This is a genomic window from Mesorhizobium sp. C120A (assembly GCF_030323105.1).
Lineage (GTDB): Bacteria > Pseudomonadota > Alphaproteobacteria > Rhizobiales > Rhizobiaceae > Mesorhizobium.
Genome location: NZ_CP100476.1, coordinates 1,949,033 through 1,972,242, shown reverse-complemented (window position 1 = coordinate 1,972,242; position 23,210 = coordinate 1,949,033). Strand labels below are relative to the sequence as shown.

Below are 23,210 nucleotides of genomic sequence, written 5' to 3'. Positions count from 1 at the left end.
CTATCTCAAACGGATGCCATGATTGTCGTCCCGGCGGACGAAACCAGCACGTTAAGGTGGGACAGGTCTGATGATCGATGACGAGCCGGACAGCGAACGCGTTTCGGCGCTGGCGCCGTTCCGGCACGGCATCTTCCGCGCCGTCTGGTCGGCCAGCCTGGTGTCGAATTTCGGTGGCCTGATCCAGGGCGTCGGCGCCGCCTGGATGATGACCACCATCGCCACGTCGCCCTATCAGGTGGCGCTGGTCCAGGCCTCGGCCACTCTGCCGATCATGCTGTTTGCACTCGTCGCCGGCGCCATCGCCGACAGCTTCAACCGGCGCAAGGTGATGCTGATCGCCCAAATCTTCATGCTGGTCGTCTCTGCACTTCTAACGCTGTTCACCTGGAACGGCTGGATGACGCCGTGGACGCTGCTTGCCTTCACCTTCCTAATCGACAGCGGCACGGCGCTCAACAACCCGTCCTGGCAGGCATCGGTCGGCGACATGGTGCCGCGCAACAAGCTGCCGGCCGCGGTTGCACTCAATTCACTGGGCTTCAACCTGACACGCAGCGTCGGCCCGGCGATCGGCGGCATCATCGTTGCCGCCGCTGGTGCGGCTGCTGCGTTCGCCGCCAATGCGCTGAGCTATATAGGTCTTATCATCGTGCTCTTCCGCTGGAAGCCGGAGCTGCCGGTCTCGACGCTGCCGCGCGAGACGCTGGGCGCCGCCATGGGCGCCGGCCTGCGCTATGTCGCCATGTCGCCCAACATCGGCAAGGTGCTGGTCAGGGGCTCCGCCTTCGGCTTCAGCGCCGGCGCGGTTTTGGCGCTGCTGCCGCTGGTGGCGCGCGACGTCGTCAAGGGCGATGCCTTGACCTACGGCATCATGCTCGGCGCCTTCGGCATCGGCGCCGTCGGCGGCGCGCTGATAAGCGTGCGTCTCAGACAATTGCTGTCCAGCGAGACGATGGTGCGGATGGCCTTCGCCGGCTTTGCCGTCTGCGCCTTCAATGCCGCCATCAGCCTCAATGCCTGGCAGACTGCGGCGGGTTTGCTCATCGGCGGCGCCTGCTGGGTGATCGCGCTGTCGCATTTCAACGTCACGGTGCAGATGTCGACGCCGCGCTGGGTCGTCGGCCGGGTGCTGTCGGTCTACCAGACGGCGACCTTCGGCGGCATTGCGCTGGGCAGCTGGATCTGGGGCGTCGTTGCCGATGCGCATGGCGCCGAAACCGCGCTGATTGCGGCGGCCATCGCGATGCTTGTTGGCGGCGCCATCGGCCTGTTCCTGCCGCTGCCGCAGCAGACGACTCTCAACCTCGACCCGCTCAACCGCTTCAAGGAGCCGCATCTCGGCCTCGACCTGAAGCCGCGCAGCGGCCCCATCGCCATCATGATAGAGTACATTATCCGCGACGAAGATGTGCCCGAATTCCTCGCCACCATGGCCGAGCGCGGGCGCATCCGCCGCCGCGACGGCGCCCGCAACTGGACGCTGGCTCGGGACCTAGAAAATCCCGCAGTCTGGATCGAACACTACCACACGCCAACCTGGCTGGAATACATCCGCCACAACCGGCGCGCCACCCATGCCGACGCCGTCGTCGGCGAGCGGGTGCGGGCGCTGCACAGCGGCGACGAACCGCCGCGCGTGCGCCGCCTGATCGAGCGCCCGACGACCGCCGGCACCGCGCTGGTCTCGCCGAAGGGGCCGATCGATCACTGAGCTCGCCATAGCCGTAGCGCCGGTCAGCCGGCGCTCTGGATCATGTAGAGCTTGCGCGTGGTCTCGCGTATCAGCCACTCGCCCTTCCAACCCTGCGGCAGGACGAGGAGATCGCCCGGACCGAGTTCCCGCACCTCGCCATCGATGCGGCTCAGTTCCACGCGCCCCGAAATGATGTGGCAGATCTCCGACGAGTCCGAACGATCGGCGGTGAAGCGGCCGGGCGTGCATTCCCAGATGCCGACATCGACAGTCCCGTCCGGCGATTGAAAGAACGAGCGCACGGCCTCGACCTGATCCCCTTCAATCGAGGTTGGCTTAGGAGAGAACGCGCCGATCTCGGCCTTGGCGAGATCGCGGAAGGTCGAAAGATCGATCAAGTCTAGCTCCATGGATAAGAGCAATTCCAGGAAAGCGGTCTGCCCCGGAATTGCGTGAGAACAAATGGCTTTAGTGGCCGGTGATGCTGTCGGCCAACGCGGCCAGCTTCGAGGTGTGCGCAAGCCCTGCCGCCTCGCGGCCATCGGCAATGCGATAAAGCTGGTACATCGAATGCACGCCCAGCCAGCGGAAGGGCTCCGGTTCCCATGGCCTGACCTTGCGGTTGACCCAGGGCAGCTTCGTCAGCTCGGTGTTTGCCCCGAGAACAAGGTCAGCCAGCGTGCGCCCCGAAAGGTTGGAGCTGGACACGCCGAGGCCGACATAGCCGCCGGCCCAGCCCATGCGGGTCGCGGGGTCGAGGCCGACCGTGGTGCACCAGTCGCGCGGCACGCCGAGCACGCCGCACCAGGCGTGATCGATGCGGCATCCCTTGGTCTGCGGCAAGAGCGTCGTCAGGATCGTGTGCAGCTGGTCGATCGTGGCCTGCTGCGTCTGGCCGTTGACGTCGGTGCGCGAGCCGTAGCGATAAGGCACGCCGCGTCCGCCCATCGTGATGCGTCCCTCACGCGTGCGCTGGGCATAGCAATAGGCATGCGCCGCATTGCCGAGCAGTTCGTGCCCTTCCCAACCGATGTCGCGCCACAGGTCGGGCGGCAGCGGCTCGGTCACGATCTGCGCGCTGTTGAGCGCCAGCCAGGTCCGCTCCTCGCCGGGGATGCCTGATGTAAAACCCTCGGTCGCGCGGATGATCGTCTCCGCCTGCACCGTACCGCGGTCTGTCGTCACGCTGCCCTTGGCGATGCTTGTCACCGTCGTCTTCTCATAGATCGGCACGCCCAGCCGCTCGGCGGCATCGGCAAGCCCACGCACCAGCTTGGCCGGCTGCACCCGCGCCTGGCCATGCACGACGAAGCCGCCCATGACGTTACGGATGTTGATGCGCGTGCGCGTTGAGGCGGCGTCCAGCATCTCGACGCGGTTCGGGTCGACATCCCAGGAACGGATCGTCTCGCATTCTTCGCGCACACGCTCCAACTGCGCTGCGTTGGTGGCCACCGTCAGATTGTCGACGCGGCGAATGTCGGCGTCGATGCCTTCCTCGGTCGCGACCCGGATCACTTCGTCGACGCAGCCTGCCATCGCAGCCTGCATCGCCATCACGCCTTGCCGGCTCGATGTCTTGACATATTTTTCGCGCGACCAGCTGAAGCCGCCCGACAGCCAGCCGCCATTGCGCCCCGAAGCGCCGAAGCCGGCAAATTCGCGCTCGACGATCACGACGCGCAGCGATGGCTTCGCCTTTTTCAGATAGTAGGCGGTCCACAGGCCGGTATAGCCGGCGCCGACAATGGCGACATCGGCCTCGATGTTTCCAGGCAAGGGCGGGCGCGGAACGGGAACCGCCCCCAGATCCGCATACCAGAACGATTTGTCGCCATTGCGCTTGGCTTGCATGGAATGACTTTCAGATGGGATCAGGCCAGATGGGATCAGGCCAGATGGGATCAGGCCAGATGGAATCAGGTGAGTGTGGTGTCGGCGCTTGCGTCGTCCGCCAGCAGCTTGGCATCGCTGCCGTCGACGTGGCAAGCGCCGAGTAGGGACATTTAAGATGCGGGCCGAGGCCTAGTCTTCGCCCGACAGGTCGCGCCGCGCCTTGTCGAGTTCCTCGGCGTAGCGCCGTATCAGATGGCCCTCGGTCAAAAGCCCGACAACGGCCCGGTTGTCGAAATTCTCGACCACCGCCAGTTCCTCGGCGACGGCGCGCTGGATGGTTTCGCCGGTGGACTGGACGTTCATGGTCGGCACCAGCACCGCATGCCGGAATTTGGCCGGCGCCAGCACCGGCGTCTCACCATCGGACGGATCGCTGTGCAGTTCGGCGACGATCAGCACGCCGACATAATGCCGGCTGCTTGCGGCGCCATTCTGGCGCTGAGGCGCAGTCAGGCTTCCCGCCCCGCTTCAATTCCCCGCGAGCGTGTCGAGGTATATGAGCGGTCGCTTACGCAATCGACGCAGCTGTGTTATTTTTGCCCGTCCCTCAAGGAGGAGAAGATGAGTGCGCGGGGACTTTTTTCATTAGCTGTTGGCATGATTTTTTTGAGCTCGTCTGCGGTGAGCAATTCAAGCATGGATATGCCGTTTGGGTCTGTTGTGTCGCACCCGATGTCTCTTTTGGCGGGAGGCAATCCGGAAAACCAAAGCCGGCCGGCAAAGGAATTTATCCAGACTGCACAACAAGATGTTTGCTGTCCTGGCGGCTACCCTTGGTATCGCAATTCGACGAACACCTGCTACGGCAGCTATGAAGACTGCCACGATACCGATGGCGGCGGATGGTCCTGCAGACAGGTCAACGCCTGCTAGACTTTCTTGGGCCCACGCCTTCTTGACTGTGCCCGGTCCTCAGATCGGCTTCGGCTCGCCGGCCTCATAGAGCATGAGGTTGCGCTCGCCTATGCCGAGCGATGCCCAGCTCGCCCGCCAATCGGCGATGTGAGGCGAGCGGAAATGCGCGTCGAGCGCGGCCCTGTCGCTCCACACCTCGGTTACATGGATGAGCCCGGCGTCGAGCACGTCCTGCGCGTAGGAGTATTCGATGCAGCCGGGCTCCGCACGGCTGCCCAGTATCATGCGCCGCATGGCCGGCCTTGCCTCGTCGAGCCGTTGCGCAGGCAGGCGAATGGTGCCGATGATCACCAGCATGATCTCTCTCCTCAAGGCCTCTGTCGTCCTGGCAAGTAACCAGTCCTCCCACCCTCGCGCAAGCTTGACCGGTTAGGCTCGAAGGGCTGTCGCGTGCTCGGCAGGCTTGTGATTGGGGACGATATGGCCGTCAGCGAAAGCTTAGCGACAGGAACAGTGGCCAAGAACGGCCGCGATGTCTTCTTCGCCATCGGCATCGTCATCATCCTGGCCGTGCTGTTCCTGCCGATCCCGGCCTTCCTCATCGACATCGGCCTCGCCTTCTCGATCGCACTGTCGGTGCTGATCCTGATGGTGGCGCTGTGGATCCAGCGGCCGCTCGATTTCTCGTCCTTCCCGACCGTGCTGCTGATCGCCACCATGCTACGGCTATCGCTCAACATCGCCACCACGCGCATGATCCTGTCGCACGGCAATGAGGGCACGCACGCCGCCGGCTATGTCATCGCCGGCTTCTCCAAACTTGTGATGGCCAGCGATTTCGTCATCGGCCTGATCGTCTTCATGATCCTGATTGTGGTCAACTTCATCGTCATCACCAAAGGCGCCACCCGTATTGCCGAAGTCGGCGCCCGCTTCACCCTCGACGCCATCCCCGGCAAGCAGATGTCGATCGACGCCGACCTGTCCGCCGGCATGATCGACGACAAGACAGCGCAACTGCGCCGCCGCGAGCTGGAAGAGGAATCCTCCTTCTTCGGCTCGATGGACGGCGCCTCGAAATTCGTCCGCGGCGACGCCATTGCCGGCCTTATCATCACCGCCATCAACATCGTCGGCGGCATCGCCATCGGTTACATCAGGCACGGCATGGGCATGGGCGAAGCCGCCGATGTCTTCATCAAACTGTCGGTCGGCGACGGCCTCGTCACCCAGATCCCGGCGCTTATCGTTTCGCTCGCCGCCGGCCTGCTTGTGTCCAAGGGCGGCACGCGCGGCTCGACCAACCAGGCGGTGTTCGGCCAGCTCGGTGCGCATCCGCGCGCGCTCTATGTCGCGGCCTCGCTGCTCGTCCTGCTCGGCCTGATGCCCGGCCTGCCGTTCTTCCCGTTCTTCACGCTGGCCGCCGGCATGGCCGGCCTTGGCTACGTCATCCCGATGCGCGCCAACCGAGAGGCTGCCGCCGCCGAAGCGATCAAGGATCTGGAGAAGGCGAACAAGGTCGAGGAAGAGAAGAACTCGGTCAAGGCTTCGCTGACCACCGCCGAGATCGAGCTTCTGATTGGCAAACAGCTGTCGACGCGGCTGCTGGTGTCGCATCAGGAACTGGTGTTCCGCATGGCCAAGATGCGCAAGAAATTTGCCACGCAATATGGCTTCGTCGTGCCGGAAGTGCGCGTCGCTGACGATTTCGGCATCCCGCCGAAAAGCTATCAGATCAAGGTCCACGGCACCGTCGTCGCCGAATACCAGATGCGCGTCGGCGAGATCATGGTGCTGCTCGGCAACCGGGATTTGCCCGACGTTCCCGGCGAGGAAATCCGCGAGCCGGCCTTCGGCATGCGCGCCTTCTCGGTGCTCGAAACCTTCGCCGAGGATCTGAAGCGCGAGAACTATACCTTTGCCGACAACATGTCGGTGCTGCTCACCCATTTGTCCGAGGTGATCCGCAACAACCTGCCGCAGCTTCTGTCCTACAAGGACATGAAGGCGCTGCTCGAGCGCCAGGATCCGGAATACCGCAAGCTCGCCGACGAGATCTGCACCTCGCACATCTCCTATCCCGGCCTGCAGGCGGTGCTGAAATTGCTGCTGGCCGAACGCGTATCGATCCGCAACCTGCATTTGATCATCGAGGCTATCGCCGAGATCGCGCCGCATGTGCGCCGCACCGAGCAGATCGTCGAGCATGTCCGCATCCGCATGGCCCAGCAGATCTGCGGCGATCTCTCCGAGGGCGGCATGCTCAAGGTGCTGCGCCTCGGCAACCGCTGGGACCTCGCCTTCCACCAGAGCCTCAAGCGCGACGCCAAGGGCGAGGTGCGCGAATTCGACATCGACCCGCGCCAGCTGGAGGAATTCGGCCAGGACGCGACCAAGGCGATCCGCAAGCATCTCGAGGCCGGCGAGCGTTTTGTCCTCGTCACCGCGCCCGATGCTCGCCCCTATGTGCGCATGATCATCGAGCGCCTGTTCACGACGCTTCCCGTTCTCTCCCATGTCGAAATCGCCAAGGGCGTCGAGATCAAGGTGCTCGGGACGATCTCGTGAACATACTGTCGCAAGGCGTCGTCATCGCCGCCTTCCTCGCCTTCTGTCGCATCGGCGCCTGCTTCATGCTGATGCCGGGCCTGTCCAGCGCCCGCGTGCCGGTCCAGGTCCGGCTGTTCGTGTCGATCGCCGCCACCGGTGGCCTGCTCGCCTTCCTGTGGGACAAGATCTTTCCCTTCGTCGATGCGCGTCCGCAGGTGCTGGCGCCGATGATCATCTCCGAACTTTTGGTCGGCGGGCTGATCGGCGCGATGACGAGGCTCTACATGGAGGCGCTGCGCTTCATGGGTTCGGCCATCGCCATGCTGATCGGCTATGGCGGCACCGGCGGCCCCGCCATCGAGGAGCCAGAGCCGCAGGCGGCCCTCGCCGCCATCATCTCGTTTTCAGCGTTGCTGCTGCTCTTCGTCTTCGATTTCGACCACGAGATCATCCGCGCTCTGGTCGCCTCCTACACGGTGGCGCCGGTCAACGTCTTCTTCAATCCGCAGGCCGCCCTGGTCGATCTCACCGACGCGGTGTCGGACGCCTTCTTCCTGGTCATCCGGCTCGGCAGCCCGTTCATCGCCTATGCCATCCTGGTCAATTTGACGATCGGCTTCGTCAACAAGCTGACGCCGCAGATTCCGGTCTACTTCATCTCACTGCCTTTCGTCATCGCCGGCGGCATGATCATCTTCTACTTCGCCATCGGCACCATGCTGTCGCTGTTCGTCGACGGCTTTGTCGATCTGACGCTGGCGAGGTGAGATGAGCACGCGCAAGGAACGGCTGAAGAAACTGGTCAAGGTGCAGGAGCAGCTGAAGGCCCTGCACGAGACGCGCCATGCGGCCTTCCTGGCGGCAGCGGCAACCGCCGAAACCGAGGCCAGGGAACTTGTCCAGCATTTCGACGCCGACCAGTCGATGGCGGTGCTGTTCCCTGACCTCTACCATCGCCGCATCGCCAATGCGCTGGTCCGGCAGGAAGCGAGCCTGGAAAGCGCCAGGCAGGAGATCACGCTCATCGCCACTGCGACGGCGCGCACCAACATGGTCGAACGTGCCTACAAGGACGTGCGCCGACAGGACGAACGCGAACGCTCCGACCGCGACCGGCTCGATCTGATCGCGCAGAGGCGAGGGCAGGAATAATCGGAAGTTAGAGCCGGGTCACCTGCGGACGGCGTTCGGTTTCGTTCCGTGCGGCGGGCTGTGTTGGGTGTACGGCGCCGTGTTCGGCCTCTGCGCCTACGCCACCTACGATCTGACCATGGCGACGCCGGCAGCGCCCACCGCAAACGACCAGATCGCATCGACCCAGCCGGAGTTGCCGCTGCTGATAGCAATGGCCTAGCATCCGGCGAAGGATTTCGAGCCGGCAAGCCTGCCACAAGCTTGTTGCGGCATGGTCGCTCAGGAAACCCGGCAAAGAGGCGGACTTTCTTGGCGATTTCTCCACCCAGTGACATCGTTCTCGATGTTGCCCGAGCCGTCGATCCGGCGGATATCGAGGCTGCCCGTGCCGCGCTGGCCAAGCGGGCCAACGGCGTTGGCGGTAATTTTTCTGTCGACATGGCTGCTTCGGTCGATGCCGGCTCGATCCTGTCGCGCGCTACCGCCGACAAGGCCGCCGCAAATGCCGATCCCGCCAGCAAGTTCAAGAAGTTCGAGGCGATGGTCTTGCAGACCTTCATCCAAAACATGCTGCCCAAGGACACCGAGGGCGTCTACGGCAAGGGGCTGGCCGGCGACATGTGGAAATCGCAGCTTGCCGAGCGTGTCGCCGACGTCATGGCCGAGCGCGGCGGGATCGGCATCGCCAAATCGCTGCTCGCCGACCACTACAAGGACGGCAAGCGCACCGTGCCGATCGGTCCGGTGTCAACCGGGCCGCACAAGACCGAGATCGACCAGCAGACCCGGCTGTCCACCTCGCTGGTCGAGGAATTGCAGCGCAAGGCCGCACGGTCGATGACCGGCGACGAGACGACCATCAAAACCGAAATCAAGATCTAGACCAGGATTTTCAATGGCCGATTTTTCAAAATACTCTTCCAACCTGCCGGCGCGTACGTCCGAAGCGCCGATCCCGTTTGCACGGCCGGGCAACCTTGCCGCCATCATCGGCCGCATCGAGGAAGCGGTCGAGGAAGAGACGGCCGGTTTGAAGAACGACACCAGCTATGACCTCAAGGCCTCCAACGCCCGCAAGAGCCGCTACCTCTATGAGCTGACCCGCGCCATGAAGGGCGCCAACGAGATCGAATTCCTGGAACAGCATCGCGACAGTCTGGCGCGGCTGCGCCAGAAGCTCGCGAAAAACGAGGCTGCAATCCTCGCCCACCTCAACGCGGTCAACGAAGTCGCCACGCTGTTGAAGAACGCCATTCAGCGCGCCGAAGCCGACGGCACCTATTCGGCCGGTGAATTCGGTTGGGCGAGCTGATGATCTCGGCAACAGGCGGGAACAACCGGTGATCAAATTCATCGCCGCCGCGATCTGGATCTGCGCCGCCACGCTTGGCGCGGTGTTCTATTCGTTCCAGGCGGCCGGTGAGCGCGGTGTCGGCGAGACGCCGAAACCGATGCTGGGTGGCCTCGACTACGTCAAGACCGACATCATCTCGGTGCCGCTGATCCGCGATTCCAAGATCGACGGCTATTTCCTCACCAAGCTCGTCTACACGGTCGAGCCGGCCGAGATAAAGAAGATGTCGATCCCGGCCGAAGCGCTGATGACCGATCAGGTCTATTCCTATCTCTACTCCAATCCTCAGATCGACTTCACCAAGAAGGAAACCATCGATCTCGATGCCTTCCGCAAGGCCATACGCGACACCGTCAACGCCCGCGTCGGCGCCGACCTGGTGCATGAAGTGCTGATCGACCAGGTCAACTTCCTGACCAAGGACGAAATCCGCGACAACGCCATGCGCCGCCGCAAGGATCCGGCCACGCCGACCGAACCGGCCCCGGCGGAATCGGCCCAGGCCGAGGCGGCGAAGCCCGCTGCTGAACACTAACCTTCGTCGCAGGGCGAATGTTCTCTGCCGCATTCCTTCCGACTGAAACGAGATGACGCATCGCGCGTTGACGTTTACGTCAACTCGAAGCTATATGCGCCAAGCGACCAGGATCGCGGTACGCGCGAGACAGTGACTTCGGCGGAGGCCGGTCACTGAAGCGCGGCAAAACGCAACGAGACCAGGAGAACAGTCATGAACGTTCAGGACATTGCCGAGAAGATGAGGTCGCGCGTGGCGAGCGCCGGGTTCGAACATTCCGTGAAGTTCGATACCGGCAGCAACGGCGTCATCGTCATCGACGGCGCGACCGTCTCAAACACCGATGCGCCGACCGACTGCACCATAAAGCTGTCGCTCGACGATCTGGATTCGCTGATCGCCGGCGACCTCAACCCGACCATGGCGTTCATGTCCGGCAAGATAAAGGTCGAAGGCGATATGTCGGTCGCCATGGCGCTCAGCCAACTGATCGGCTGAGCCCTTCGCAAAAACAAAATGCCGCCCTCGCTGAAATGCAAGGGACCGGCGGCGGCGTTTGTTTTTGGACAATCAGGCGGCCAGCGACAGCCTCTGTGCCTTGAGCTTGCGACCTGCAGCCTTCAGCGTGCCATGCGCGCCGTCGAGCGCACCATCGATCAGTTCCAGCGCCAGCAGGCGGTGCCGCTCGTACGGACCAGGCATGGCGAGCGCGCCGGTCTTCTCCGCCGAGAAGCCGAAGCGGCCATAGTAAGGCACATCGCCGACCAGCAGCACCGCGGCATGGCCGAGACGCGCGGCCTCGGCCAAAGCATGGCGCATCAGCGCCGAGCCGATGCCGGCGTTCTTCAGCGCCGGATCGACGGCGAGCGGTCCGAGCAGAAGTGCTCCCGGGCCACCCTCGCCCAGACGCACGTCCCACAGCCGCACCGTACCAGCAACCGCGCCGGCTGCATCGCGCACGATAAAAGCGAGGCCTTCGGAAGGCCGGCGGCCACGCCGCAGCTTCTCCGACGATTTCTTGCGCCGCATCGGCCCCATGGCGCGATCGAGCAACGCTTCACGCGATGCAATGTCTGCCGCAGTTTCGGCGACGATGGGAATGGCGCCGGCCATCTCCCCCTCGAGCGGGGAGAATCCAATGCCGTCAATGTAATTTACAATGTCCATTTCCGCGATCCTTCACGAGCGGAGCTTGTTCCACAGGCGAACCCGGGCGGACGCAAACGTCCGCCTGGGGTGATCTGAAGGCCGAAGCCGTCAGATCACGTAGGATCGGAGAGGCTCGAAGCCGTTGAAGGCGACCGCCGAGTAGGTGGTCGTGTAGGCGCCGGTGCCTTCGATCAGCACATCGTCGCCGATGGTCAGCGACAGAGGCAGCGGATACGGCGTCTTCTCGTACATCACGTCGGCCGAATCGCAGGTCGGGCCGGCGAGCACGCAAGGTGCGGTCTCCGAACCGTCATGGCGGGTGACGATCGGATAGCGGATCGCCTCGTCCATCGTCTCGGCCAGACCGCCGAACTTGCCGATGTCGAGGAACACCCAGCGCACATTGTCGTTTTCGGCCTTCTTCGAGATCAGCACGACTTCCGACTTGATGACGCCGGCATTGCCGACCATGCCGCGGCCCGGCTCGATGATGGTCTCAGGGATCGCATTGCCGAAATGCTTGCGCAGCGCCGAGAAGATGGCCTGGCCATAGGCCTGGGCCGCCGGCACGTCACGCAGATAGCGCGTCGGGAAACCGCCGCCCATATTGACCATCTTGAGGACGATGCCTTCGTCGGCGAGCGTGGCGAACACCTTCTTGGCGTCGGCCAGCGCACGGTCCCACGCCGTCAGGTCGGTCTGCTGCGAGCCGACATGGAACGACACGCCATAGGCGTCGAGGCCGAGCGTCCTGGCGTGGCGCAGCACATCGACGGCCATCGCCGGCACGCAGCCGAACTTGCGCGACAGCGGCCACTCGGCGCCTTCGCCGTCGGTCAAAACGCGGCAGAACACGCGGGCGCCGGGAGCGACGCGGGCGATCTTGTCGACCTCCTCGACGCAATCGACGGCAAACAGCCGAATGCCGAGCTGGTAGGCGCGTGCAATGTCACGCTCCTTCTTGATGGTGTTGCCGAAGGAGATACGGTCCGCCGGCGCACCGGCGTCCATCGCCATCTCGACCTCGGCAACGGAAGCGGTGTCGAAGGACGAGCCCATCGCAGCAAGCAGGCGCAGGATTTCCGGCGCCGGATTTGCTTTCACCGCATAGTAGATCCGGGAATCGGGCAGCGCCTTTTCGAAGGCGCGAAAATTGTCGCGCACGACATCGAGGTCGACGACGAGGCAGGGGCCGGACGGACGTCGGGTGGCGAGGAAGTCAAGGATGCGCTGGGTGGCCATGGGGTCTCTCCATAAACGCCTTGCGGCGCGCAATAAGGCTGCGGACGCGGGCCCTCGGCCTCGCGAACACGCGGTCAAACAAAGGCGGGACGGAAATCCATGGAACCAGCCGGTGGAGACCCCGGAACCATGAAACGCCATCTCGCGGCGGTGAACCTTGGCCTTGCCCGGCCTCGGTTCGCTTTGTCTGCCTTGGCTTGGATGGGAGACCCGTCCGCACTGCCGGCAATGAAGGTGTGCCTCTTCAGTAACCCCGGTCTTTGGACGACCGGCAGAACACCAGAAAGGCCCGCACCGTCGTTGCTTCAAGGTGTCCTCGGGCTGGCGGTTGGCCGCTAGACCGACTGGAGGGGTTAGCTCCAGTTACCTCACCGATTTCCCTCACCATTCGAGGATCGGCGGACACCCACAGGCACGTGCGACTTTGGGCAAGCGCGATATAAGATCGAAAGATTTCACAATCAATAAAAATCGTATCCCAGGTTGTAAAATTTCCGGCATCGAACAATGCTGGGCCTACTGTATACGGATATCGAACGATGCCAGGCACGCACGGCCCGCTCAACGCCTTTCTTGACCTGCGCCGCATGCCGGTCGCCAATGCGGAACTGGGGCCGCTGGCCGGGCTCAGGCTGGCGGTAAAGGACATTTACGACGTCGCCGGCTACCGCACCGGTTGCGGCAATCCGGTGAAGTTCGACGAGGCGCATGCCGCGTCCAGCACGGCACCGGCCGTGCAGATGATTCTCGACGCCGGCGCGCGCTTCATCGGCAAGACGCAGACCGACGAGTTCGCTTTCTCGCTGATGGGCCAGAACGCGCATTTTCCGTTTCCGGTGAACCCGGCCGCTCCCGATCGCGTCACCGGCGGTTCCTCGTCAGGCTCGGCGGCGGCGGTGGCCGGCAAGCTTGCCGATATCGCTACCGGCTCGGACACCGGCGGCTCGATCCGCGCCCCGGCGAGCTTTTGCGGATTGATCGGGCTGCGCACCACGCATGGCCGCATTTCGCTCGAAGGCACGATGAAGCTGGCGCCGAGCTTCGACACATTCGGCTGGTTCGCCGACGACATCGAGACCTATGAGACGATCGGCAAATTGCTGCTCGGCCGCGACCCGCATCCATATCCGCTCACCCGGCCGCTTTCGATCCGCTGGCTGGACGCTTTCGTGGCCGGCCCCGCTGAGGCAGCCGAATATGCCAGGATGAGAGCGCTGGCCGCCAGTCTTGTCGGTGAGCCGGCGCCGGTAGAGTACAGCTTCGCCTCCTTCCCCGACGAGCTCTACTGGTGCTTTCGCCGCCTCCAGGCCGCCGAGGCCTGGCAGCAGCATGGCGCCTGGATCATTTCTGGCGAGCGCGATCTCGGGCCGGGCGTCGAGGAGCGCTTTGGTTTTGGCCGCACGATCGACGAAAAGACCGCGCGGGCCGAGGCGGTGCGCCGCCTGACGTTCCGCTCCGAGCTAGCCGCGCTGCTCGGCCAGGACGGGTTTCTTGTCCTGCCCACCGTTCCAGGCCCCGCACCTCTGGTCAAAAGCGAGCCGCAGCAGCTCCAGGCCTACCGCGAAAGGGCCTTGCATCTTTTGTGCCTTTCGGGTCTGTCAGGCTTTCCGCAAATCACCCTGCCGCTGGGCTCGGTTGACGGTGCCCCTTTCGGCCTCTCGCTGCTCGGCCCTCCCGGCAGCGACATTGCCCTGATACGGCTCGGCCGGCGAATTCTCGATGCGGCACGAAAGGCCTGATGATGGATACACTGACCCGCATGCGCGCCTTCATCGACGTCGTCGAGGCCGAAGGCTTTTCGGCGGCCGCGCGCAAGATCGGTCGCTCCAAGGCGCTGCTGTCGAAATATGTGCGCGAACTCGAGGACGAACTCGGCGCGCTGCTGCTCAACCGCACCACGCGGCAGTTCTCGTTGACTGAGGCTGGCCATACCTATTACAGCCGCGCTTCGGAAATCGTGCGCGAGGTCGACAGCCTGGCCGACGCCGTGCGCGAATCCTCCGGCGACGTGCGCGGCAGGATCAAGCTCTCCGCGGCGCGCACCTTCGCCGACGCGCCGATAGGCCAGTCGCTCATCGACTTCGCCAAACAGCATCCCGACATCGTGCTCGACATCCATCTCGACGACCGTTTTGTCGATCTGGTCGAGGAAGGTTTCGATCTTGCCGTGCGCATCTCGCGCCTGGAGAACTCATCGCTGATCGCCCGCCGCCTGGGGCCGTTTTCGATCAAGCTTTGCGCCTCGCCGGAGCTGATCGCCAAGCACGGCAAGCCGACGCGCCCGCAGGATCTCGCCAACTTGCCCTGCATCGTCGACACCAATGGCCGCTCGCTCGCCAACTGGCGCTTCAGGGGCGATGGCGAGGAGTCAGTCAGTGTCAACGTATCGGGTCCGATCGAGGTCAACAGCCCGATGGCCGCGCGAGCCGCCGCCGTGTCCGGTCTGGGCTTCACCATCCTGCCGGATTTCATCGCCGCGCCCGACCTCGCATCCGGGCTGCTGGTGTCCTTGCTCGACGACCGCATCCAGTCGGGCAGCGGCATTTTCGCCGTCTACCCGCACCGTCGCTATCTGCCGGCCAAGGTCCGTGTCTTCGTCGATTTCCTGGTGCAATGGTTCAAGAACCGCGAGAGCGCTTGAGCCGGTCCTGCCGTGCCGCGGTCCCAATCTCGCCCCGTTTCTGGTAACCTCTCGAAATCTCTCCGAGGCCGATGGAACAGCGACCGAGAATGCATCTGAAACGGCACGCAATCATGCTGGCTTCGGCCCTGGCGACGACTTTTGCCTCCGTCGGAGCGGCTGGAGCGCATCCTCATGTCTTCGCCGAGGCCCGCCTCGACGTGATCCTCTCGCCGGATCACCAAAGTGTGAAAGCGCTGCGTCACCTCTGGCGTTTCGATGATCTGTTTTCGAGTACGGTGATGATGGAGTTCGACAAGAACTCCGACCTGAAGCTTGACGACAAGGAGCTGAAGGATGTCGCCGACACAGTTCATGCCTCGCTGGCCGAATTCAACTATTTCCAGCTCGTCACCGTCGACGGCAAGGACGTGCCTATGACGCCGCCACCGCATCTGATGGCCAATTTCGACAACGACCAGTTGATCATCCTGTTCGAATCCGAACCCAAGGTGCCGATCAAGCTCGCCGGCAAGATCGATTTCGGCGTCTACGATCCAACCTTCTACACAGCGATCGACTTCACCGAGGATAGCAACATCACGGTGGAAGGCCTGCCCTCGAACTGCACCAAGAGCGTCATCCGGCCTGATCCAGACGAGGCGATCAAGGAAAACCAGAAGACCCTGACGGACGCGTTCTTCAACGACCCGACAGGCACCGACATGAGCAAGATCTTCGCCACCAAGCTCGAACTGAATTGCCCGCCAGAAGGATAGATCCGGTGATGAAACCGTCCCTGCGTTTGGCATTCGGCCTCGTGGCCGCTGCCCTGCTGATGACGCACTTTCTCGGGCAGGCCCATGCCCAGAGCTCACTCGGCATCGGTGTCAATGACGGCATGGCGCCCACCACCGGCCCGTTCGCCCACATCCTGATGTGGATCAATCTGCGCCAGCAGGAATTCTACCGCGCATTGGCCATGGCGATGAAAGCAATGCGCGAGGACGGCAGCAAGATGTGGCTGCTGATCGGCCTGTCCTTCGCCTACGGCATTTTCCACGCCGCCGGCCCCGGCCACGGCAAGGCGGTGATCTCGTCCTACATGGTGGCCAATGAAGTGGCGCTCAGGCGCGGTATCCTGCTGTCCTTCGTCTCGGCGCTGCTGCAGGGCCTGACCGCGATCCTGGTGATGCTGCTTGCCTATTTCGTCCTGCGCGGCACCGCCATCTCGATGACCGACGCAGCCTGGTTCATGGAGATCATGAGCTATGTCTTCGTCACTTTGTTCGGCGCCTGGCTGCTGTGGCGCAAGCTCGGGCCTACGGTCCTGCGCTGGTTCGGCAAGGCGCCCGCCTACAGCCTGTCGGCAGCCCACGCCGGTCATTCCCATGGCGGCCATTCGCATGCCGCTCACAGCCACGCGGCGCATGCGCATTCGCATGCCTTGCATGTGCATCACGACCATTCGCATGATCATCACGATCACGCTGCGCACGACCACGACACGCACGATCATTCCCATCACGACCACGCTCATCACGATCACCCAGCCGGCGAGGTCTGCGACACATGCGGCCATTCGCATGCGCCCGATCCGGCGCTGCTGTCGGGCGATCGCTTCGACTGGCGCACGGCCTGGTCGGCAGTAGCCGCCGTCGGCATCCGTCCCTGCTCCGGCGCGCTGATTGTGCTCAGCTTCGCGCTGCTCAACGGCCTGTGGCTCGGCGGCCTGCTCTCGGTGCTGGCGATGTCGATCGGCACCGCCATCACAGTCTCGGCGCTGGCGACGATCGCGGTGACAGCCAAGAACTGGGCGGTCTATTTCGCCGGCGACGGCCGCATGGGCAACCGCATCCACACAGTCGTCGAAATCGGCGGCGCCGCCTTCGTCTTCCTGTTCGGGCTGTTGCTGTTGTCGGCGAGCCTGTCCGGAGCTGTGTGACCTCGGCGGGTCAGGCCTGACCCGCGATATCTCCGCCCAGCTCATCCTCGATATGAGCGCGGATGATTTCATCGAAACTGTTTTCGGCGCTGAAGCCGAGGTCCCTTGCACGGCGCGCCTCGAAGCGCGTCGGCCAACCCTTGACGATCGCCCAGATCGTTTCGTCGGGCTCCTCACGGATCAGGCTCGCCACCTCGGCGCCTGCAGTGCGCTCCAGCGCCTCGATCTGCTCGCCGACGGTGACGGCAACGCCGGGCATTGTGAGGTTGCGGCGCGGCCCGACAGCGGCACCGTCGAGCCCAGCGGCATGGATCAGGAAACCGACCGCAGAGCGCGGGCTGGCATGGGTATGCAGCACCGAGCGCGGCACCGGCAGGATCGCCTCGTGGCCGCTCAGCGGCTCGCGGATGATACCGGAGAAGAAACCTGACGCCGCCTTGTTCGGCTTGCCGGGCCGCACGCAGATGGTCGGCAGCCTTATGCCGATGCCGTCGAAGAAGCCGCGCCTGGAATAGTCGGCCAGCAGCGCTTCGCTCATCTGCTTCTGCGTGCCGTAGGAGGTCAGCGGCGTCGGATGAAAGTCGTCCGGGATGACATCGGGGAACGGCGCGCCGAACACCGCGATCGACGAGGTGAAGACCAGACGCGGCGAAAAGCCCGCCAGCCGGACCGCATCGAACAGTGCCCGTGTGCCGTCGAGATTGACGCGGTAGCCGAGATCGAAATTCGCCTCCGCCTCGCCAGACACGATGCCGGCGAGATGGAACATGACGTCGGGGCGTGAGGCGACCAGGCTCTCGGCAGCACCGGCGTCGGCAAGGTCGCCGGTATGCGTGGCGATGCTGACGCCGTCCATCGCCGGCGCCTGCGGCGGCACGATGTCGTGCAGGTCGAGCCCGGTGATCTTGCGGCCGTTGAGCGTGCCGTCCTTGGCCAGCCGGTCGACAAGTTTGCGGCCGACCATGCCGGCGGCGCCAGTAATCAGGATGCGCATTTCAAAGCCTCTTATTTGCCCTTGTTCTGGCTGCGACCCCGCAACCAGAACACCAGAAAGAATGCCAGCACGAAGGCGATGCCGACGATGCCGGCAAGTACGGTCGAGACATTGCCGACGGCCAGCATCACGGTCGGCAGATAGAACGCCGCGATGCCGAACAGCAGCATGATCCAGGCTGCGGCAATCAGCGCGTTTCGCGTGTCGCGATCCATCATGCCGTCCCGCCACAGCGGGAACTCGTCAACTCGGGTGCCAATGCCATGAAATTCCCTGTCAGTGATAATGGCCGTGATGCGGTGGCGCACCATGGTCGTGGTCATGATCGTGCTCGTCACGGCTGTCGGCGCACTGGCCGAATTCCGGTTCAACCGTGGCGTGGCTGATGCCGTGTTCGGCGGCGAGCCGCTTCTTGATGGCGCTGACCGCCTGGTGCGGATCGACGCCATCGTTGAGGCAGGCATGCAGCGTCGCCATGTTGCTGGACCCGTCGAGCGACCAGACATGCATGTGATGCACTTCGCGCACGCCGTTGACGGTGCCGGCAATGTCCTTGGCGATGAGGTCGCGGTCGAGGCTTGCCGGTACGCCTTCGAGCAGGACGTGGGCGGCTTCGCGCATCAGCGACCACGCGGTGGACAGGATCAGCAGGGAGACCAGCACCGACAGAATCGGGTCGATCGGCGTCCAGCCGGTCGCCAGGATGACCAGCGCCGCCACGATCGCCGCCGCCGAGCCGAGCAGGTCGCCCAGCACATGCAGGATGGCGCCGCGCATGTTGAGGCTGTCGCGGTCGCCGCCATGCAGCACGAAGAACGAGGCGAAGTTTACCAGAAGGCCGGCGATCGCCACCACCAGCATCGGCCCGCCCAGCACCGGCGCCGGCGTCATCAGCCGGCCCCAGGCTTCGTAGACGATCCACAGCGCAATCGCGAAGATGGCAATGCCGTTGGTGTAGGCAACCAGCGTCTTGACTCGGCCGAAGCCGTAGGTGAGGCGCACCGTCGCCGGCCGCCCGCCAAGATGGAAGGCGTACCAGGCAAGGCCAAGCGCGATCGAGTCGGCGAGCATGTGGCCGGCGTCGGCCAGCAGCGCCAGCGATCCCGTCAAAAGGCCGCCAAGCCCTTCGGCCACCATGAAGCCGGCGGTCAGGCAGGCTGCGATCAGCACACGCTTCTTGTCGGTCGAGCCATGCACGTGGCCGGCGCCATGCCCAGCATGCAAACCATGATCATGGCTGTGCGCCATCGGAAAAAACTCCTGTTACGCGCCGAACTCGGCGCGGAAATCCTCGAGCCGCCGCTTCTGCCGGCCTTCGCCATCGAAATTGGCAGGATCGAGCCATGCCTCATAGGCTTTGCGCAGCGCCGGCCATTCCTTGTCGATGATCGAGTACCATGCCGTATCGCGGTTTTCACCCTTGACCACAAGATGCTGGCGGAAAATGCCCTCGAACTTGAAGCCGAACCGCTCCGCAGCGCGCTTCGAAGGGTCGTTGCGGTTGTTGCATTTCCACTCGTAGCGGCGATAGCCGAGCCCGTCGAAAATGTACTTCATGAACAGGAACTGCGCCTCGGTCGCTGCCGGCTTGCGCGAGATCAGTGGCCCCCAATAGATGTTGCCGATCTCGATGACGCCATAGGCGGGATCGATGCGCATCAGCGTCTGTCGCCCGGCGACCTTGCCGCTGGCCTTGTCGATGACGGTGAAGAACAGCGGATCCTCGCTCGCCTCGACCTTGTCCAGCCATGGCTGGAAATCGGCGCGGGTTTGCGGCGGGTAGTCGGGCAGCCAGGCAAAGCGTCCATCGATGTCGGGCACGGACGACGCCTCGTACAACCCATCGCCGTGCTTTTCGGCGCTCAGCGGTTCGAGCCGGACATAGCGGCCGTCAATGGGCTTGCGCTCGGGCCGCGGACGCGCTTGCCAATCTTTGAGATTTTCCGACACGCAAAACTCCAATCCGTTTGACTTTTGTGAGCAGACGCTCACAAAAACGCGACCTAACAGCAAGAACCACACGGACGGGAAAAATGCTCCACACGATTTCGGCCTTCGACCGTCTCGGCGAGGAAAACGCCTTTGCCGTGCTGGCGCGCGCGACTGCACTGGCTCAACAGGGCCGCGACATCGTCAATCTCGGCATCGGCCAGCCCGACTTCAAAACGCCGCAGCACATTGTCGAGGCCGCGATCAAGGCGCTGCGCGACGGCCACCATGGCTACACCCCCGCCAATGGCCTGCTGGCGACGCGCGAAGCGGTGGTGCGGCGCACGCTGACCACTACCGGCGTCGAAGTCTCGCCCGAGAATGTAATGATCCTGCCCGGCGGCAAGCCGACCATGTTCGCGGCCATCTTGATGTTCGGCGAACCCGGCGCCGAGATCCTCTATCCAGACCCAGGCTTTCCGATCTACCGCTCGATGATCGAGTTCACCGGCGCCGCGCCCATTCCGGTGCCGATCCGCGAGGAGAACGGCTTTGCCTTCTCGGCAGAAGAGACGCTGGCGCTGATCACGTCGAAGACCAGACTGCTAATCCTCAACTCACCGGCCAACCCGACCGGCGGCGTCACGCCGCGCGCCGAGATCGAGAAGCTGGTGAAGGGACTGCAAGCGCATCCGCAGGTCGCCATCCTCTCCGACGAAATCTACGACGTCATGACCTATGACGGCGAGACGCATTTTTCGCTGCTCAATTTTCCGGAAATTCGCGACCGGCTGATCGTGCTCAACGGCTGGTCGAAGACATGGGCGATGACCGGCTGGCGCATGGGCTGGTCGATCTGGCCGAATGGCGACAAGGGCGGGCATCTCTACGACAAGGTCCGCAAGCTGGCGGTCAATTGCTGGTCCTGCGTCAACGCGCCGAGCCAGTTCGCCGGCATCGCCGCGATCGACGGCCCGCAGGACGATGTCGACAAGATGATGCGCGCCTTCGACAACCGCAGGAAGATCGTGGTCGAGGGGCTGAACGCGCTGCCCGGCGTCTCCTGCATAACGCCGAAGGGCGCCTTCTATGCCTTTCCGAATGTCTCGAAGACCGGCTGGAAGGCCAAGAAGCTCGCCTCGGCACTGCTCGAGGAGGCCGGCGTGGCGCTGATCGGCGGTCCCGATTTCGGCATTCTCGGCGAAGGCTACATCAGGCTTTCCTACGCCAATTCCGAAGAGAACATCTTGCGAGCGCTGGAGCGGATCGAGGCGTTTTTGAAGAAGTAGGCCTTCGGCTGCTCACCCACGCCCCACGAACGGCATCTTGGTCGCCATCACGGTCATGAACAGCACGTTGGCGTCGAGCGGCAGGCTGGCCATGTGGACGACGGCGTCGGCGACGCGTTGGACGTCCATCACCGCCTCGGCGGCGATGGTGCCATTGGCCTGCGGCACGCCGACCGTCATTGCGTGCGCCATATCGGTCAGCGCGTTGCCTATGTCGATCTGGCCGCAGGCGATGTCATAGGGCCGGCCGTCGAGCGCCAGCGTCTTGGTCAGCCCCGATATGGCGTGCTTGGTCGCGGTGTAGGGCACCGAGCCCGGCCGTGGCGCATAGGCCGACACAGAGCCATTGTTGATGATGCGGCCGCCCATTGGCTTTTGCTTGCGCATGACGCTGAAGGCGGCGCGAGCGCATAGGAACGATCCGGTGAGATTGACGCCGACAATATCGTTCCAGACCTCGACCGGGATCTCGTCGATGGGCGTCGACTTGTAGCTCATGCCGGCATTGTTGAAGAGCAGATCGACACGGCCGAAGGCTGCGGCCACCGTCTCGAACAGATCATCGACTTCGCCGGCCTTGCTGATGTCGCAGGCAACCGCCAGCGCCTTGGCGTCCGTTTTCCCGGCCTCGGTAATGGCGGCATCGAGCACCGCTTTGCGGCGGCCGCAAAACACCGTGTTCCAACCCGCCTTGAGCAGCGCCGTGGCGACGCTCTTGCCGATGCCGGTGCCGGCACCGGTGACGATGGCGGTTTTCTCTGTAAGGGCTGTCATGGATTTTGCTCCTGCGCGCCGCGCATCCCCGGCACAGATCGGGGTGCATCCGAATGCACCGACCCATCGCAAATGAAGGCGATCATGGCAAGCCGGACACTAATGCATGTCGCTCAAAAGTGGCCCCGGTTCTGAGAGAACGACATGCATCAGGACAAAAACATGAAGCGCGACGCACTTTATGTGATCGGTCCAACAAAAAGGGCGGTCATTGGCGACCGCCCTGATCTGAACCGGGCTTGGGAGGAGGAAAGCCGATCCGACTGACTAAAATCATGCGCTTCCTCGGTAAACGAGACGTTAACGCATTTTTTCCGGCCTCGGCCCCCCTGCCCCAGGCGCGCGGCTGCGTTGTCTACCAGCGCGGGTTCGGCGTCGTGCCTGACGGGACCGGCACCTTGGCCGCCGACACCGTCGCCTCGACATGATCGACCAGCGCATCCGGCAGGCCGAGCCGGCCGGCGAGCAGGTCGAGATAGCCGCGTTCGGCGCGCGTATCGGGGTCGATCGTCAGTCGCGACGCCGTGTAGAGCTCGAGCCTCTGCTCATCGGTCTTGGCGCCGGCGACCAGCGTATCGAGGTCGAGCGGGCTGTCCAGCTCGGCCATCAGAAACTTTTCCGCTTCCGTGCCGATGCCGGCCAGACTGAGCTTGCCGGCGATCTTTTGGCGTTCCGCGTCATCGACATGGCCATCGGCCTTGGCCGCCGAGATCATCGCCCGCACCAGGGTCAGCGTGAACTCGTCCTCGCCCTGTGGCGCCTGTGAAGGATGAAAGCCGGTGTCGGCGGGCGGCGGCAGCAATTCCGGCTGGCCGGCCGCCGGCGCCTGCTCGGGTGCATTGCCGGCCTTGTAATTCTGGTAGGCCTTGTAGGCGAGACCGCCGATCGCAGCCAGTCCGCCGAGCTTCACGGCCGTGCCGGTGACCTGCCGTCCCGTGCCGGTTCCAAGCAGCACCGCAGCCAGCGCACCGGCGGCCAGCGGATTGTCCTTGGCCATCTGCACAGCCTGCCCGGCCTTGTCGCGAACGGTGCCGGTTGTGCCGGGAACTTGCGAGCCGAGCAGATCGTCGAGAAGCTTCTTGGGGTCGAACATGGTGCCTCCAGAAAAGGGCCCGCGCCAAACGTGAACGGGCAGGTTTTGGACGTTGCAGAGGTAGGTCCCGCACACTGACATTACAATGACGGAGACGCGCTTTGCTATCGGCGCCGGCAATGCCGCAAATCGGTGATCGGTGTGTCAATACCGGCCCCGGCTTGCGCTAATGT

Annotated in this window: 28 protein-coding genes; 16 read left to right on the top strand and 12 right to left on the bottom strand. The window is 63.8% G+C overall.

Annotated features, from left to right (window positions below; translation table 11 throughout):
• The first annotated feature begins 70 nt into the window (after positions 1 to 70).
• A complete protein-coding gene (locus tag NL532_RS09700) occupies positions 71 to 1,714 on the top strand; it encodes an MFS transporter (protein WP_023671898.1) in 1,644 nt (547 codons plus the stop codon).
• 23 nt (positions 1,715 to 1,737) lie between these two features.
• Here the strand turns inward: NL532_RS09700 and NL532_RS09695 are convergent, their stop codons facing one another.
• From NL532_RS09695 to NL532_RS09685, 3 genes are all read right to left on the bottom strand, one after another.
• Complete coding sequence (locus NL532_RS09695) at positions 1,738 to 2,106, bottom strand: cupin domain-containing protein (RefSeq protein ID WP_081730900.1); 369 nt, start codon at positions 2,104 to 2,106, stop codon at positions 1,738 to 1,740.
• Positions 2,107 to 2,164: 58 nt separating this feature from the next.
• Positions 2,165 to 3,550, bottom strand: a complete 1,386-nt coding sequence (locus NL532_RS09690; protein WP_023755013.1) for an NAD(P)/FAD-dependent oxidoreductase — start codon at positions 3,548 to 3,550, stop codon at positions 2,165 to 2,167.
• Between the two features lie 171 nt (positions 3,551 to 3,721).
• On the bottom strand, positions 3,722 to 3,991 hold the full coding sequence (locus NL532_RS09685) for a hypothetical protein (RefSeq protein WP_023755014.1): 270 nt from the start codon (positions 3,989 to 3,991) through the stop codon (positions 3,722 to 3,724).
• Between the two features lie 162 nt (positions 3,992 to 4,153).
• Between NL532_RS09685 and NL532_RS09680 the strand changes: the two genes are divergently transcribed.
• Entirely contained in the window at positions 4,154 to 4,465 is a 312-nt protein-coding gene (locus tag NL532_RS09680; protein ID WP_155922379.1) for a hypothetical protein, read from the top strand.
• 39 nt (positions 4,466 to 4,504) lie between these two features.
• Here NL532_RS09680 and NL532_RS09675 read toward each other — a convergent pair whose 3' ends face one another.
• On the bottom strand, positions 4,505 to 4,804 hold the full coding sequence (locus NL532_RS09675) for a putative quinol monooxygenase (protein ID WP_023755015.1): 300 nt from the start codon (positions 4,802 to 4,804) through the stop codon (positions 4,505 to 4,507).
• Between the two features lie 123 nt (positions 4,805 to 4,927).
• Between NL532_RS09675 and flhA the strand changes: the two genes are divergently transcribed.
• From flhA to NL532_RS09635, 8 genes are all read left to right on the top strand, one after another.
• Positions 4,928 to 7,015 carry a flagellar biosynthesis protein FlhA gene (gene flhA, locus NL532_RS09670; RefSeq protein ID WP_023671908.1) on the top strand — a complete coding sequence of 696 codons (2,088 nt, stop codon included), beginning with the start codon at positions 4,928 to 4,930 and terminating at the stop codon, positions 7,013 to 7,015.
• The gene (gene fliR / locus NL532_RS09665; RefSeq protein ID WP_023828211.1) at positions 7,012 to 7,764 is read left to right on the top strand and encodes a flagellar biosynthetic protein FliR; all 753 of its coding nucleotides are present in this window, start codon (positions 7,012 to 7,014) and stop codon (positions 7,762 to 7,764) included. Before flhA ends, fliR begins: the two co-directional genes overlap by 4 nt.
• Before the next feature lies 1 nt (position 7,765).
• Positions 7,766 to 8,149 carry a hypothetical protein gene (locus NL532_RS09660; RefSeq protein ID WP_023755016.1) on the top strand — a complete coding sequence of 128 codons (384 nt, stop codon included), beginning with the start codon at positions 7,766 to 7,768 and terminating at the stop codon, positions 8,147 to 8,149.
• A gap of 67 nt (positions 8,150 to 8,216) precedes the next feature.
• On the top strand, positions 8,217 to 8,351 hold the full coding sequence (locus tag NL532_RS09655) for a hypothetical protein (protein ID WP_023691742.1): 135 nt from the start codon (positions 8,217 to 8,219) through the stop codon (positions 8,349 to 8,351).
• A gap of 89 nt (positions 8,352 to 8,440) precedes the next feature.
• Positions 8,441 to 9,013, top strand: a complete 573-nt coding sequence (locus NL532_RS09650) for a rod-binding protein (RefSeq protein WP_023671918.1) — start codon at positions 8,441 to 8,443, stop codon at positions 9,011 to 9,013.
• 13 nt (positions 9,014 to 9,026) lie between these two features.
• Positions 9,027 to 9,443, top strand: coding sequence for a hypothetical protein (locus NL532_RS09645; protein ID WP_023671919.1), 417 nt, complete (start codon positions 9,027 to 9,029; stop codon positions 9,441 to 9,443).
• Positions 9,444 to 9,471: 28 nt separating this feature from the next.
• A complete protein-coding gene (locus NL532_RS09640) occupies positions 9,472 to 10,020 on the top strand; it encodes a hypothetical protein (protein ID WP_023683275.1) in 549 nt (182 codons plus the stop codon).
• A gap of 195 nt (positions 10,021 to 10,215) precedes the next feature.
• Positions 10,216 to 10,500, top strand: a complete 285-nt coding sequence (locus NL532_RS09635) for an SCP2 sterol-binding domain-containing protein (RefSeq protein WP_023825415.1) — start codon at positions 10,216 to 10,218, stop codon at positions 10,498 to 10,500.
• A 72-nt stretch (positions 10,501 to 10,572) separates the two neighbouring features.
• On the opposite strand, the gene NL532_RS09630 is transcribed toward NL532_RS09635, so the two are convergent.
• Both NL532_RS09630 and odc2 read right to left on the bottom strand, forming a co-directional pair.
• Positions 10,573 to 11,115: a GNAT family N-acetyltransferase gene (locus NL532_RS09630; RefSeq protein WP_023804728.1), complete on the bottom strand. Its 543-nt coding sequence runs from the start codon at positions 11,113 to 11,115 to the stop codon at positions 10,573 to 10,575.
• Between the two features lie 144 nt (positions 11,116 to 11,259).
• Complete coding sequence (gene odc2 / locus NL532_RS09625) at positions 11,260 to 12,393, bottom strand: ornithine/lysine decarboxylase (RefSeq protein WP_023671923.1); 1,134 nt, start codon at positions 12,391 to 12,393, stop codon at positions 11,260 to 11,262.
• Between the two features lie 539 nt (positions 12,394 to 12,932).
• On the opposite strand from odc2, the gene NL532_RS09620 reads away from it, so the two are divergent.
• From NL532_RS09620 to NL532_RS09605, 4 genes are all read left to right on the top strand, one after another.
• Positions 12,933 to 14,132, top strand: coding sequence for an amidase (locus NL532_RS09620; protein ID WP_023820666.1), 1,200 nt, complete (start codon positions 12,933 to 12,935; stop codon positions 14,130 to 14,132).
• Positions 14,133 to 14,134: 2 nt separating this feature from the next.
• Positions 14,135 to 15,034 carry a LysR family transcriptional regulator gene (locus NL532_RS09615; protein ID WP_023671925.1) on the top strand — a complete coding sequence of 300 codons (900 nt, stop codon included), beginning with the start codon at positions 14,135 to 14,137 and terminating at the stop codon, positions 15,032 to 15,034.
• A gap of 89 nt (positions 15,035 to 15,123) precedes the next feature.
• Positions 15,124 to 15,792 (top strand): DUF1007 family protein, encoded by a 669-nt coding sequence (locus tag NL532_RS09610; RefSeq protein ID WP_023671926.1) that lies wholly within the window; start codon positions 15,124 to 15,126, stop codon positions 15,790 to 15,792.
• 8 nt (positions 15,793 to 15,800) lie between these two features.
• Positions 15,801 to 16,958 (top strand): nickel/cobalt transporter, encoded by a 1,158-nt coding sequence (locus NL532_RS09605; RefSeq protein WP_502882004.1) that lies wholly within the window; start codon positions 15,801 to 15,803, stop codon positions 16,956 to 16,958.
• Positions 16,959 to 16,968: 10 nt separating this feature from the next.
• Here NL532_RS09605 and denD read toward each other — a convergent pair whose 3' ends face one another.
• Genes denD through NL532_RS09585 form a run of 4 tightly spaced genes read right to left on the bottom strand, consistent with a single transcriptional unit; the run spans position 16,969 to position 19,902 of the window.
• Positions 16,969 to 17,952 carry a D-erythronate dehydrogenase gene (gene denD, locus NL532_RS09600; protein WP_023828213.1) on the bottom strand — a complete coding sequence of 328 codons (984 nt, stop codon included), beginning with the start codon at positions 17,950 to 17,952 and terminating at the stop codon, positions 16,969 to 16,971.
• Positions 17,953 to 17,963: 11 nt separating this feature from the next.
• Positions 17,964 to 18,170, bottom strand: a complete 207-nt coding sequence (locus tag NL532_RS09595) for a hypothetical protein (protein ID WP_023686390.1) — start codon at positions 18,168 to 18,170, stop codon at positions 17,964 to 17,966.
• Positions 18,171 to 18,228: 58 nt separating this feature from the next.
• Positions 18,229 to 19,200: a cation diffusion facilitator family transporter gene (locus NL532_RS09590; protein ID WP_023828214.1), complete on the bottom strand. Its 972-nt coding sequence runs from the start codon at positions 19,198 to 19,200 to the stop codon at positions 18,229 to 18,231.
• Between the two features lie 15 nt (positions 19,201 to 19,215).
• The gene (locus NL532_RS09585) at positions 19,216 to 19,902 is read right to left on the bottom strand and encodes a GNAT family N-acetyltransferase (protein ID WP_023710954.1); all 687 of its coding nucleotides are present in this window, start codon (positions 19,900 to 19,902) and stop codon (positions 19,216 to 19,218) included.
• An 83-nt stretch (positions 19,903 to 19,985) separates the two neighbouring features.
• Here NL532_RS09585 and NL532_RS09580 point away from each other — a divergent pair, with 83 nt between their 5' ends.
• Positions 19,986 to 21,170 carry a pyridoxal phosphate-dependent aminotransferase gene (locus NL532_RS09580; protein WP_023710953.1) on the top strand — a complete coding sequence of 395 codons (1,185 nt, stop codon included), beginning with the start codon at positions 19,986 to 19,988 and terminating at the stop codon, positions 21,168 to 21,170.
• Between the two features lie 12 nt (positions 21,171 to 21,182).
• On the opposite strand, the gene NL532_RS09575 is transcribed toward NL532_RS09580, so the two are convergent.
• Positions 21,183 to 21,944: an SDR family oxidoreductase gene (locus NL532_RS09575; protein ID WP_023828215.1), complete on the bottom strand. Its 762-nt coding sequence runs from the start codon at positions 21,942 to 21,944 to the stop codon at positions 21,183 to 21,185.
• Between the two features lie 144 nt (positions 21,945 to 22,088).
• Here NL532_RS09575 and NL532_RS09570 point away from each other — a divergent pair, with 144 nt between their 5' ends.
• Complete coding sequence (locus NL532_RS09570) at positions 22,089 to 22,211, top strand: hypothetical protein (protein ID WP_023710951.1); 123 nt, start codon at positions 22,089 to 22,091, stop codon at positions 22,209 to 22,211.
• An 88-nt stretch (positions 22,212 to 22,299) separates the two neighbouring features.
• Here the strand turns inward: NL532_RS09570 and NL532_RS09565 are convergent, their stop codons facing one another.
• Positions 22,300 to 23,037: a tellurite resistance TerB family protein gene (locus tag NL532_RS09565; RefSeq protein WP_023828216.1), complete on the bottom strand. Its 738-nt coding sequence runs from the start codon at positions 23,035 to 23,037 to the stop codon at positions 22,300 to 22,302.
• Positions 23,038 to 23,210 lie beyond the last annotated feature (173 nt).